The 12,851-nt window shown below is 32.4% G+C and carries 9 protein-coding genes; 3 read left to right on the forward strand and 6 right to left on the reverse strand.

Going from position 1 to position 12,851, the window contains the following annotated elements:
* The 4 genes from AC9UFV_RS02945 to trmD form a co-directional block, all read right to left on the reverse strand.
* Positions 1 to 2,376 carry a TonB-dependent receptor gene (locus tag AC9UFV_RS02945; RefSeq protein WP_509572601.1) on the reverse strand — a complete coding sequence of 792 codons (2,376 nt, stop codon included), beginning with the start codon at positions 2,374 to 2,376 and terminating at the stop codon, positions 1 to 3.
* A 146-nt stretch (positions 2,377 to 2,522) separates the two neighbouring features.
* Positions 2,523 to 4,742, reverse strand: a complete 2,220-nt coding sequence (locus tag AC9UFV_RS02950; RefSeq protein ID WP_509572603.1) for an NADP-dependent isocitrate dehydrogenase — start codon at positions 4,740 to 4,742, stop codon at positions 2,523 to 2,525.
* A gap of 152 nt (positions 4,743 to 4,894) precedes the next feature.
* Positions 4,895 to 5,245, reverse strand: a complete 351-nt coding sequence (gene rplS, locus AC9UFV_RS02955; RefSeq protein WP_509572605.1) for a 50S ribosomal protein L19 — start codon at positions 5,243 to 5,245, stop codon at positions 4,895 to 4,897.
* A 112-nt stretch (positions 5,246 to 5,357) separates the two neighbouring features.
* Entirely contained in the window at positions 5,358 to 6,044 is a 687-nt protein-coding gene (gene trmD, locus AC9UFV_RS02960; protein WP_509572607.1) for a tRNA (guanosine(37)-N1)-methyltransferase TrmD, read from the reverse strand.
* A 251-nt stretch (positions 6,045 to 6,295) separates the two neighbouring features.
* On the opposite strand from trmD, the gene AC9UFV_RS02965 reads away from it, so the two are divergent.
* Positions 6,296 to 8,317, forward strand: a complete 2,022-nt coding sequence (locus AC9UFV_RS02965; RefSeq protein ID WP_509572659.1) for a M3 family metallopeptidase — start codon at positions 6,296 to 6,298, stop codon at positions 8,315 to 8,317.
* Between the two features lie 59 nt (positions 8,318 to 8,376).
* Here the strand turns inward: AC9UFV_RS02965 and AC9UFV_RS02970 are convergent, their stop codons facing one another.
* Positions 8,377 to 8,697 carry a YbaB/EbfC family nucleoid-associated protein gene (locus AC9UFV_RS02970; RefSeq protein WP_509572610.1) on the reverse strand — a complete coding sequence of 107 codons (321 nt, stop codon included), beginning with the start codon at positions 8,695 to 8,697 and terminating at the stop codon, positions 8,377 to 8,379.
* Between the two features lie 140 nt (positions 8,698 to 8,837).
* Between AC9UFV_RS02970 and AC9UFV_RS02975 the strand changes: the two genes are divergently transcribed.
* Both AC9UFV_RS02975 and capA read left to right on the forward strand, forming a co-directional pair.
* A complete protein-coding gene (locus tag AC9UFV_RS02975; RefSeq protein ID WP_509572612.1) occupies positions 8,838 to 10,895 on the forward strand; it encodes a S9 family peptidase in 2,058 nt (685 codons plus the stop codon).
* Positions 10,896 to 10,972: 77 nt separating this feature from the next.
* Positions 10,973 to 12,013 carry a cysteate synthase gene (gene capA / locus AC9UFV_RS02980; protein WP_509572613.1) on the forward strand — a complete coding sequence of 347 codons (1,041 nt, stop codon included), beginning with the start codon at positions 10,973 to 10,975 and terminating at the stop codon, positions 12,011 to 12,013.
* A gap of 103 nt (positions 12,014 to 12,116) precedes the next feature.
* Here capA and AC9UFV_RS02985 read toward each other — a convergent pair whose 3' ends face one another.
* On the reverse strand, positions 12,117 to 12,827 hold the full coding sequence (locus AC9UFV_RS02985) for a YebC/PmpR family DNA-binding transcriptional regulator (protein WP_027311286.1): 711 nt from the start codon (positions 12,825 to 12,827) through the stop codon (positions 12,117 to 12,119).
* Positions 12,828 to 12,851: the final 24 nt, after the last annotated feature.

Here is a 12,851-nt window from a genome sequence, read left to right on the forward strand (position 1 = left end):
TTAAAATTTAAAGTTATAACTCACCGCTGGAACCACTCCAAAAATTGAAAACCTCACCGCTTCATTTGCACCAGTTTCGTTGTTTTGTCTGAAACTTACAGAGGCAGCATTTTGGCGATTGTAAAAATTGTAAATACTGAAAACCCATTCCGATTGCCAATTTTTCTTTTTCTGTGGTTTTGGAATGTAAGTAGCAGAAATATCTAAGTGGTGAAATGTAGGTAATCTATTTCCGTTTCGTAAACCAAAACTAGGAATTGTAATTCCCTGGAATTGGTATTGGCCATTTGGATAGGTAACAGGTTGCCCTGTTTGCATAATAAAATTTGCACCAAAAGACCATTTTTCACTCCAATTGTAATTCCCTGTTACCGCAAGATTGTGTAATTTATCGAAAACCGAACTGTACCAATTTCCATTATTTATACCAATTTCATTTGCAGTTCTGCCAGGCGTTTGTTGTTCAGAACGAGACAAAGTATAAGAAATCCAACCATTTAATTTACCAGTATTTTTTCTAAGCATCATTTCGAGACCGTAAGATCTTAACTGGCCATTCAATATAACTTGTTCTAGGGCTTCATTTGCAATTAAATTAGCACCATCAATATAATCAATTCTATTTTTTACCGTTTTGTAGAAGGTTTCTACTTCAAGTGAATACGCGTCTTCATGGAAATTTTTGAAATATCCAAGGGCTACTTGATCAGCAATTTGTGGTTTTATATAATTGTCGCTTGGTGTCCAAACATCCAATGGAGTAGGAGACGAGGTGTTTGAAACCAATTGTAAATATTGTATCATTCGGTTATAACTCGCTTTTACCGATTGGTTGTCATCAATTGAATAAGAAGCAGCAAATCTTGGTTCTAAATTATCAAAAGTGGCTATCACTTCATTATTACCATAAAATTTTGTTCCAATAGGAATTCCTTTCTCATAAATTTTCAACTGATTATTGTAAGTTACGGCTTCATTATTTTGATACAAATTTACAGTTGAAGTACCTAGTCTATAAAATTGACTGTATCGAATTCCGTACATCAATTCTAATTTGTCGGTAATTTTATGTTCTGCTTCAAGATAAATTGCTGGTTCAAATGCATATTTTTTATCTAATTGACGGTAATTTATTCCTGATTCCAATGTTGTAGGTGATATTAATCCCGGATTGAAATCGTAATAAATTGCATTCACTCCATAATTTAGTTTGACTTTGTCAGAAATATAATTCTTGAAATCGTATTTCAAATTGTAATTCTTAATTCCAGAATCGTATTTAAATCCAACAAAATCAAGTTGTAAACCGTAATAATAATCGCTATAAATGAAAGATAAATTGGAAAATAATTTATCTGAAAACAAGTGATTCCATCTTAAATTGGAGGTAGCATTTCCATAAATATTAGTAAAACTTCCAGCTAAATTAAATACATCACGACCAAAATAACCTGAAACATAAAGGCTATTATCTTTATTTAGTTTGTAATTTAATTTAGTGTTTAAGTCATAGAAATAAGCTGAATTGTTATTGTTGGCAAGTTTCAAAAACAAGTGTGCATATGAACCTCTTCCTGCAATAATAAAAGAACCTTTGTCTTTAACAATAGGCCCTTCAAGTAACAATCGGCTAGAAATTAAACCAATTCCCCCATTTCCGTGAAAACTTTTGGAATTCCCATCTTTTTGATAAACATCTAAAACTGAACTTGCTCTTCCTCCAAATCGGGATGGGATTCCACCTTTGTATAATTTTAAATCTTTAATCGCATCCGGATTGAAAACAGAGAAAAATCCAAAAACGTGTGAGGAATTAAAAATCGTAGCTTCGTCTAAAAGTATCAAATTTTGATCAGCTCCACCGCCACGAACATTAAAACCAGAGGCGCCTTCACCAGCATTGGTTACACCTGGAAGTAAAAGAAGTGATTTTAATACATCAACTTCCCCTAAAACAACTGGCATTTTTTTTATGGTTGCAATTGATAATTTATTTACACTCATTTCAGCTTTCTGAGTATTGGTAGTTTTCTTTTCGGTAATAATTACTTCTTGTAGTTCTTCACTATTTTCAGAAATAGAAATATTCAGCTTAGTGTTTTTATTTAAATCTAGATTGATTTCTTTGGTTTGAAAACCAATAGAGCTAACTTCAATTTTATAATTTCCTTTTGGAATGGTAATCGAGTAAAAACCATATTCATTTGTTATAGTATAAGCTGGAATTGACTTAATTACAATATTTGCCCCAATGACAGTTTCATTACTATTGGACGCTGTAATTGTTCCGCTTAAAGTTACTTTTTCTTGAGAAAAACCGGATGTTATTATAGTCAATAACAATAATAGAACTGAAATTATTTTGTTTATCTTCATTGTGTAAATTAAAGGTGCAAAATTGATAAAAAATATATTGATTCCCAAGTACTTCGCTGTTAATCTACAGTTAAATTACAATTGGCTATTTTAAAAAAAAAGCTGTCAAATTTTGACAGCTTATAAATATTATCGAATTTAAATAATTATATGGTATCTAATATTGAATTGAATGTTGCACTTGGGCGCATTGCTTGGCTCGTTAATATAGGATTTGGTTGGTAATATCCGCCAATATTTTGAGCTTTACCTTGAGCGCCTAATAATTCAGAATTAATTTTACTTTCATTAGCGATAAGTTCATCAGCGATAGGTGAGAATTTGTTTTTCAATTCAGCATCTTTCGATTGATTTGCAAGCGCTTCAGCCCAATACATAGCTAAATAAAAGTGAGAACCTCTATTGTCTATTTGACCCACTTTTCTTGCAGGAGATTTGTCATTTTTTAAGAATTTATCACAAGCAACATCCAAAGTTTCAGATAAAACAATCGCTTTTGAATTGTTTAATGTTTGTCCTAAATGTTCTAATGAAGCTCCTAATGCCAAGAATTCACCAAGAGAATCCCAACGCAAATAGCCTTCTTCAACAAATTGTTCTACGTGTTTTGGAGCTGAACCACCGGCGCCAGTTTCAAATAATCCACCGCCATTCATCAACGGAACGATAGATAACATTTTTGCTGATGTTCCTAATTCTAAAATTGGGAATAAATCGGTTAAATAATCCCTTAACACGTTCCCTGTTACTGAAATAGTATCTAAACCATTTTTTAATCGGTCTAAAGTATAATGTGTTGCTGCGACTGGATTAAGAATTTGAATATTCAATCCATTTGTATCAAAATCTTTCAAATAAGTAGTAACTTTTTTGATTAATTCTCGATCGTGCGCTCTGTTTTCATCCAACCAAAATACAGCAGGAGTATCAGATAAACGCGCTCTATTGACTGCTAATTTTACCCAGTCTTGAATAGGAGCGTCTTTCGCTTGACACATTCTGAAAATATCACTTTGATTCACATTTTGTTCCATTAAAACGGTTCCTTTAGTGTCAACAACACGAACAATTCCATTTTCAGTCATTTGGAATGTTTTGTCATGCGAACCATATTCCTCCGCTTTTTGTGCCATTAAACCAACGTTTGGAACACTTCCCATTGTAGTAGGATCAAATGCACCATTCTTTTTACAAAAATCAATTGTTGCGGTATATAAACCAGCGTAACAACGATCTGGAATTAAAGCGATAGTATCTTTTTGTTTTCCTTCTTTATCGTACATTTGACCAGAAGTTCTGATCATAGCTGGCATTGAAGCATCTACAATTACATCAGAAGGAACTTGAAGATTAGTAATTCCTTTTTCAGAATTCACCATTGCTAAAGCGGCACTATTTTCAATTGCTTGATCAATTGCTGCTTTTACTTCATTTTCTAATGGATTTCCAGCTATTTTTGTGTAAACATCACCCAATCCATTTCTAGTATCAACACCTAATTCAGTGAAAAGGGTTTTGTATTTTTCGAATAAATCTTTGAAGTAAACTTCTACAACTGCGCCAAAGATGATAGGGTCTGATACTTTCATCATGGTCGCTTTCAAGTGAAGTGAAAGTAACAGGTTTTGATCTTTAGCTTCTTGAATAGTTTTGGCAACAAATACTTTAAGAGCGTTTAAGTTCATTACTGAAGTATCAATAATTTCTCCCGCTTTTAAGGGAGTGCTAGCTTTTAATACGGTAATATTTCCATTTTGATCTACAAATTCAATTTTCACATCTGTCGCATCAGAAACGGTAACAGATTTTTCACTTCCGTAAAAATCACCATTTTCCATTGAGGCTACTTTAGTTTTTGAATCAGCTGACCAAGCTCCCATAGAATGTGGATTTGCTTTAGCATAATTTTTCACTGATTTCGGAGCTCTTCTGTCAGAATTTCCTTCACGTAATACTGGGTTAACTGCCGAGCCTAAAACTTTAGAATATTTCGCTTTGATTTCTTTTTCAGCATCATTTTGAGGGTCTTCAGGGTAATTTGGTAGTGCATATCCATGAGATTGTAACTCTGCAATAGCAGTTTTCAATTGAGGAACTGAGGCAGAAACGTTTGGTAATTTTATAATATTGGCTTCAGGTGTAGTAGCTAATTTTCCAAGTTCTCCTAAAGCATCTCCCGTTTTTTGATCGTCTTTTAAAAATTCTGGGAAGTTTGAAAGGATTCTACCAGCCAGAGAAATGTCTCTAGTTTCTATTTCAATATTAGAAGTAGAAGTAAATGCTTGAACAATCGGTAAAAAAGAATAGGTAGCTAATAAAGGAGCTTCATCTGTAAGTGTGTAAAATATTTTAGATTTTGCTGACATTATAATAAAAATTGTTTTAGTAATATTTTTGGATTACAAATGTAATAAAAACGATTTCGTTATCTATATATATAATTGTTAATATATTGAATTATATTCAAAAAAAAACCCGAATCGAATAGAAACGGGTTTTAATATGATAAGACAATTGATTATCTTCTTTTATCTTTAATTTTTGCTTTTTTACCAGTAAGTTCTCTGAAGTAAAAGATACGAGCTCTACGTACAGAACCTTTTTTGTTAATTTCAACTTTTTGTAAAGCAGGTAAGTTAACTGGAAAAATACGTTCTACACCTACAGAACCTGACATTTTACGAATTGTAAAAGTTTCAGTATTTCCTGATCCTCTTCTTTGAATAACAACTCCTTTAAAAAACTGAGTTCTTGTTTTTTCTCCCTCTTTAATTTCGTAGTAAACTGTGATTGTATCTCCAGCTCCGAATTCAGGGAATTCTTTTTTTGTTCCGAATTCGTCTTTAACGAATTTCAATAAATCTGCCATGATAATTATTTTAATTATGGTTTTAAATCTGAGCAACATTCACGGATTTCGCCAGAGGTTGGTCAAATGTGGGTGCAAAAGTAAAAAATAATTATTAATTATTAATTATAAATTATAAATTATTTTCTTCAAGTAAATCAGGTCTTCTGTTTTTAGTGTGTTCGTAGGCTTTTTCTTCTTGCCATTTCTCAATTTTAGCAAAGTTTCCACTGGTTAAAACTTCAGGAACTTTCCATCCTTTGTAATCGGCAGGGCGGGTATATATAGGTCCTGATAATAATCCGTCTTGAAAACTATCAGTTAAAGCAGAGGTTTCATCACTCAAAACTCCTGGAATTAGTCGAATCAATGCATCTGATAAAACTAATGCTCCTAATTCACCACCTGACAATACATAATCTCCAATCGAAATTTCTTTGGTAATAAAATGATCACGAACTCGCTGGTCAACTCCTTTATAATGTCCGCATAGAATAATTATATTTTCAAACATCGACATAGTATTGGCCATTTTTTGGTTCAAAGTTTCCCCGTCAGGTGACATATATATAATCTCGTCATAATTTCTTTGACTTTTTAAATGAGAAATACAGTCATCGATAGGTTGAACAGTCATTACCATTCCTGCGCCACCACCAAATGGATAATCGTCAACAGATTTTTGTTTATTGGTAGTATAATCTCGCAAATTATGAAAGTATACTTCAACAAGACCTTTGTCTATAGCGCGCTTCATTATTGATGCCTCAAATGGGCTTCTTAATAAATCAGGTAAAATGGTTATAATATCTATTCGCATGTGAAGGCAAAGGTTTAAAGTAACAAAGGTACAATGTTTTATGGGAATTGTAATCGGCGATTATTTATTTGAACAAAATTATACAAATCCATTTTATAGTCAATATTTTTCTATTACTTTTATACCTCATTATAAAAAATCAATTAATTATGAAATTAGGTAAAATAATTATTGCTACTGGTGCTTTGTTTTTATTTGCGTTTACAGCACATTCTCAATCTGGTAGTGAACAAAACAATAATAATATTATTATGAAAAATCCATTATTGCAAAAAAGTTCTTTGCAGTACCAAGCTCCGCAATTTGACTTGATAAAAGACGAGCATTTTAAACCAGCTTTTGAATATGGTTTGAAAGTTCATGATAAAGAAATTGATGCTATTTCAAATAATAATGCAATTCCAACATTTGAGAATACTGTTTTGGCTTTGGAGTTAAGCGGCGTAGATTTATACAGAGCAGTTGGAATTTTCTCCAATTTAACTGGGTCTAATACTAATCCTACCTTGCAAGCAATTGATGAGGAATATGCTTCAATTTTTTCTGCTCACAATGATAAAATTTATTTAAATAGTAAATTGTACCAAAGAATTAAATCTATAGATATAAATTCATTAGAAGGAGAGGATAAAAAACTAACGGAATATTATTTGCAGCAATTCGAATTAGCGGGTGCCAATTTATCTCCTGAAAATAAAGAGAAGATGAAAAAAATCAATAGCGAATTGGCAGTTCTTGGAACCTCTTTTGGAAATAAATTATTGATAGCTAGAAAAAATGGAGCGGTACTTTTTGATAAAGAATCCGATTTGGATGGTTTAAGTGCTGACGAACTTGAAGCTGCTAAAAATAGAGCAAATGAAGCTGGTCATAAAGGAAAATTCTTAATTGGTTTATTAAATACAACCCAACAACCATTATTGCCAAGTCTTAAAAATAGAGCTACTAGAGAAAAAATATTTAAATCATCATGGACTAGAGCAGAGAAAAATGACGATGGAGATACAAGAGCTATTTTATTGAAAATGGCAAAATTACGTTTGCAAAAAGCAAATTTAATGGGTAAGAAAAGTTATGCAGAGTGGCGTTTACAAGATCAAATGGCAAAAACACCTGCTAATGCCATGAATTTGTTATCTCAAATTGCAAAGCCAGCTGTTGATAAAGCAAAAGTCGAAGCAAAAGAAATTCAAGAATTAATCGATTCTCAAAAAGGAGGTTTCAAATTACAGCCTTGGGATTGGAATTTTTATTCAGAACAAGTTCGCAAAGCTAAATTCGATTTGGATGAAAGTCAAATCAAACCTTATTTTGAATTAACAACCGTACTCGAAAAAGGAGTGTTTTTTGCTGCAAAGCAAATGTTTGGAATTACTTTTAAGGAACGTAAAGATTTACCTGTCTACAATCCTGATGTAGTAGCATATGAAGTATTTGATAATGATGGAATTTCAATGGCGATTTACTATTTGGATTTCTATACCAGAGACAACAAAAATGGTGGAGCATGGATGAATAATTTTGTAAATCAATCTCATTATTTAGGTCAGAAGCCTGTAATTGTTAATGTTTACAATTTTGCAAAACCAGCAAATGGAAAGCCATCATTAATCAGTTTTGATGATGTTACCACGATGTTTCACGAGTTTGGACACACACTTCACGGATTGTTTGCCAACCAACAATATGTTACACTTTCAGGAACATCAGTGCCACGTGATTATGTAGAATTTCCTTCACAAGTTAATGAGCATGCAGCTTTAGATCCTAAAGTTTTACAAAATTATGCAATTCACTATCAAACTAAAGAGCCAATTCCTCAAGAATTAATCGAGAAAATAAAAAAAGCAGATACTTTCAATAAAGGTTATGATGTAACGGAATTATTGGCTGCAGCTACTTTGGATATGGCTTGGCATAGTGTTGAAAAAGAATCGGATTTTAAACCTGCTTTAGAATTTGAAAAACAAGCGTTATCCAAATATGGCTTATTGGTTAATGAAGTTCCAACAAGATATCATTCACCATATTTTGCCCACATTTTTAGTGGAGGTTATTCTTCTGGATATTACGCTTATACATGGTCAAAAACCCTTGATTATAATGCTTACGATTGGATGAAAGCCAATGGCGGAATGACTAGAGAAAATGGTGAACGTTTAAGAAAATACATTTTATCTGTAGGAAATAGCGTTGACTTAAATCAAGCTTTTAAAGATTTTGTAGGTCACGAAATGAAAGTAGAACCATATTTAAAAAATGCGGGATTGTAATAGCATTTGATGTAAAAAAAAAGACTGCAATTATTTGCAGTCTTTTTTTTATAATTAAGTTACTTGAACATATCTTCCATGCCCGGAATCATGGGCATATCTACTTTTGCAACAGCATCCAATTCCGCTTGGTTTACTTTAGTAGCTTTTTCAAGGGCTTTGTTCATTACAATAATTAAATAATCTTCTAATTGGTCTTTGTCTTCCAATAAACTATCTGAAATTTCAATAGATTTTACTTTACCATTTGCAGTTAAAGTTACTTTTAATTGTCCGTCAGTGCTTTGTTCGTCAATTAAAATAGTATCCAATCTTTTTTTAGTTTCTTCAATTCTTTGTTGGGTAGCTTTCAATTTACCCATCATTCCCATTAAATCCATGATTTATTATTTTTAAATGTGAGGCAAATTTACAGAAAATAAGCTAATAATAAATTAATAAGAAATTTGAAATTATAAATGCTTTCTTAACCGCTTTGTGTTATTTTTGCACCAATATTTAACAAGATAAATACAACTTAATGTCTGTAATAAAACCACCTCAAGCAAAGATAATTCCAACTACGTTAGAAAAATTTGATGATATTCGAATCGATAATTATTTTTGGCTGAATGATAGAGAAAACCCTGAAGTTATTGATTATCTGAATAAGGAAAATGAGTATTACCAAGCGATGACTGCTCACACTAATAATTTCCAAAAAGAATTATTTGAAGAAATGAAATCCAGAATTAAGGAAGACGATCAATCGGTTCCTTATTTATATAATGGTTATTATTACATCACTCGTTTCGAAACAGGAAGTGATTATCCTATATATTCAAGAAAAAAAGGAAGCCTTACGGCAAATGAAGAAATTATGTTCAATTGCAATGAATTAGCAAATGGTCATAAATATTTTAAATTAGGTGGTCTAAGTGTAAGTTCTGACAATCAATATATTGCATTTTCGGTTGATACTGTTGGAAGACGTATTTATACTGTTCAAATTAAAAACCTTGTTACTGGTGAACTTTTTAAAGATAAAATTGAAAACACTACTGGCGATAGTACTTGGGCAAACGATAATTTGACTCTTTTTTATACACGCCAAGACGAGCAAACATTACGATCAGATAAAGTATTTAAACACAAATTAAATACCGATTCAGCTGAAGATACTTTAGTTTATTTTGAAAAAGACGACACTTTTTCAGTAGAAGTGACTAAAGAAAAATCGAAGAAATATATTGTAATCAGTTCCTCGAGTACAATTACAACAGAGTTTCGAACTTTACTAGCTGATCAACCCGATGGAGAATTTAAAGTGTTCCAAAAAAGAGTTCGTGGATTAGAGTATGATATTGCTCATTTTGGAGATCATTTTTATGTGTTGACCAATAAAGACGATGCAACCAACTTCAAGTTGATGAAAACTCCAGAATTGGCTACAGCCAAAGAAAACTGGGTGGATTTAATTCCACATCGGGAAGATGTTTTGATTGAAGATATTGATATTTTTAGTGATTTTTTAGTAGTTACTGAAAGATCTAATGGATTGAATACAATTAGAATAATGCCTTGGAGTGGAGAAGACGCCTATTATTTGCCTTTTGAGAGCGAAACTTACACTGCTTACACTTCTACAAATGTTGATTTTGATACTGATATTTTAAGATACGGCTATCAATCAATGGCTACTCCAGCTTCGATAATTGATTTCAACATGAAGACTAAGGAAAAGCAAATCATGAAGGAGCAAGAAGTTTTAGGAGGTAAATTTGATAAAAATAATTACACCGAAGAACGAGTTTGGGCAACCGCACAAGATGGAACTAAAGTGCCAATTTCGATGGTTTACCGAAAAGAATTGAAGAAAGACGGAAGTAATCCGTTGTTGCAATATGCTTATGGATCCTATGGTTATTCAATGGATGCAACATTTTCATCTACACGATTGAGTTTGCTTGACCGCGGATTTATATTTGCAATATCGCACATTCGGGGTGGTGAAGATTTAGGTCGCCAATGGTATGAGGACGGAAAATTACTAAATAAGAAAAACACTTTCACGGATTTTATCGATTGCTCAAATTATTTAATTGCTGAAAAATATACTTCATCGGCTCATTTATATGCTGAAGGTGGATCGGCTGGAGGATTATTGATGGGAGCAATTGTTAATATGGCACCTCATTTGTACAATGGCGTAATTGCTCAGGTTCCTTTTGTGGATGTAGTTACAACAATGCTTGACGATACGATCCCGTTAACAACAGGTGAATATGATGAATGGGGGAATCCGAATATCAAGAAATATTATTCTTACATAAAGTCTTATTCACCCTACGATAACGTGAAAGCGCAAGATTATCCGTCAATGTATGTGTCAACGGGCTTACATGATTCACAGGTTCAGTACTGGGAACCTGCAAAATGGGTGGCAAAATTACGTTTTTTTAAAACAGATAATAACGCTATCTATCTAGATACCAATATGAATGCTGGTCATGGAGGTGCTTCTGGTCGATTTGAAGCATTAAAAGAATTGGCAAAAGAATTTTCTTTTTTATTAGATTTAGAAAAAATTAGAAAGTAATTAGAAATTTATTGTTAAATTTGCATTAAATGAGGTTATCATAGATTGATTTTTTTAATCTTAATTGACTACTTTTTATGAACGAAAAAATAAATGCCTTCGAAAGCATACTAGATTTAATTGGGAATACTCCTTTAATTAAATTAAATAAAGTTACTGAGAACCTAGATGGAAATTTCTACGCTAAAGTAGAGGCTTTCAACCCTGGCCATTCCTCAAAAGATAGAATTGCTTTGTATATTATTGAGGAAGCTGAAAGACAAGGCATTATTTCTCCTGGTGATACAATTATAGAAACTACTTCGGGTAATACTGGTTTTAGTTTGGCCATGGTAAGTATCATTAAAGGTTATCACTGTATTTTAGCAGTAAGTTCAAAATCTTCCCTAGATAAAATTGATATGTTACGAAGCATGGGAGCAAAAGTTTATGTTTGCCCTGCTAATGTTTCTGCCGATGATGAAAGATCGTATTATTCTGTTGCAAAACGTTTACATGAAGAAACTAAAGGATCAGTTTATATCAATCAGTATTTTAACCAATTGAATATTGACGCACATTATAAAACTACAGGGCCTGAAATTTGGGAACAAACAAAAGGTAAAATTACCCATTTAGTAGCATGTAGTGGAACGGGAGGTACAATTTCAGGAATTGCAAAATACTTGAAAGAAAAAAATCCAAATATTAAAATTTTAGGAGTTGATGCTTTTGGATCGGTATTAAAAAAATACCATGAAACAAGAGAGTTTGACAACGAAGAAATATATCCTTACCGAATTGAAGGTCTAGGGAAAAACTTAATCCCATCGGCAACTGATTTTGATTCAATAGATCATTTTATGAAAGTTACTGATGAGGAAAGTGCTCATGCTACTCGCGAATTAGCAAAAAGAGAAGGTTTGTTCGTTGGATATACTTCAGGAGCTGTTCTTCAAGCGATTAGACAATATGCACAAGAAGGAGAATTTGATAAAAACAGTAATGTAATTGCTATTTTCCCAGATCACGGTTCACGATACATGAGCAAAGTTTTCAGTGACGATTGGATGAATGAACAAGGTTTCTTTGATAGTGTAAAAACAGAAGAGGCTCAAAAAATAGAATTTATTAAATAGTATAAATGAATTATATAAAAAAAACTCCAGAGAAATCTGGAGTTTTTTTATTTCAATTTTTTAATATTTATATATCTAAAATCAGCAATCATATATCTTAAATCTATTCTTCCATAGTATGATAAACGTTCATCACGTCATCATCTTCTTCAATTTTCTCGATTAGCTTTTCCACATCGGCCATTTCAGCTTCTGTCAGTTTCTTTGTGATTTGAGGAATTCGCTCAAAACCTGATGATAATATTTCGATTCCTCTGTTTTCCAATTCTTTTTGGATTGTTCCAAAACTTCCGAAAGGAGCGTAAATTAAGATACCGTCTTCATCTTCAAATACTTCTTCAGCACCAAAATCAATGAATTCTAATTCTAATTCTTCAGGATCTAATCCGTTTGCTGGAATTCTAAAATTACAAGTGTGATCAAACATAAATTCAACAGAACCTTGGGTTCCTAATGTTCCATTACATTTGTTGAAGTAACTTCTAACGTTGGCAACAGTTCTGTTATTATTATCGGTTGCAGTTTCTACAAGAATTGCAATTCCGTGAGGTGCATAACCTTCAAATAAAACTTCTTTATAGTTGGCTGTATCTTTATCGGTAGCTTTTTTGATGGCACGTTCCACATTTTCTTTCGGCATATTTACAGCCTTCGAGTTTTGTATAACTGCTCTTAATCTTGAATTGGCTTCAGGATTTGGACCACCTTCTTTAACGGCCATTACTATATCTTTACCAATTCTAGTAAATGCTTTGGCCATCGCTGACCAGCGTTTCATTTTTCTACCTTTTCGGAATTCAAAAGCTCTTCCCATTTCTAATTATTATTTTCTAATTCA

It is taken from the genome of Flavobacterium sp., assembly GCF_044349645.1.
Classification (GTDB): Bacteria; Bacteroidota; Bacteroidia; order Flavobacteriales; family Flavobacteriaceae; genus Flavobacterium.

Coding starts and splice junctions, on each gene's coding strand:
- AC9UFV_RS02945 (WP_509572601.1), bottom strand. CDS start 2,376: ATGAAGATAAACAAAATAATTTCAGTTCTATTATTGTTATTGACTATA.
- AC9UFV_RS02950 (WP_509572603.1), bottom strand. CDS start 4,742: ATGTCAGCAAAATCTAAAATATTTTACACACTTACAGATGAAGCTCCT.
- rplS (WP_509572605.1), bottom strand. CDS start 5,245: ATGGCAGATTTATTGAAATTCGTTAAAGACGAATTCGGAACAAAAAAA.
- trmD (WP_509572607.1), bottom strand. CDS start 6,044: ATGCGAATAGATATTATAACCATTTTACCTGATTTATTAAGAAGCCCA.
- AC9UFV_RS02965 (WP_509572659.1), top strand. CDS start 6,296: ATGAAAAATCCATTATTGCAAAAAAGTTCTTTGCAGTACCAAGCTCCG.
- AC9UFV_RS02970 (WP_509572610.1), bottom strand. CDS start 8,697: ATGGATTTAATGGGAATGATGGGTAAATTGAAAGCTACCCAACAAAGA.
- AC9UFV_RS02975 (WP_509572612.1), top strand. CDS start 8,838: ATGTCTGTAATAAAACCACCTCAAGCAAAGATAATTCCAACTACGTTA.
- capA (WP_509572613.1), top strand. CDS start 10,973: ATGAACGAAAAAATAAATGCCTTCGAAAGCATACTAGATTTAATTGGG.
- AC9UFV_RS02985 (WP_027311286.1), bottom strand. CDS start 12,827: ATGGGAAGAGCTTTTGAATTCCGAAAAGGTAGAAAAATGAAACGCTGG.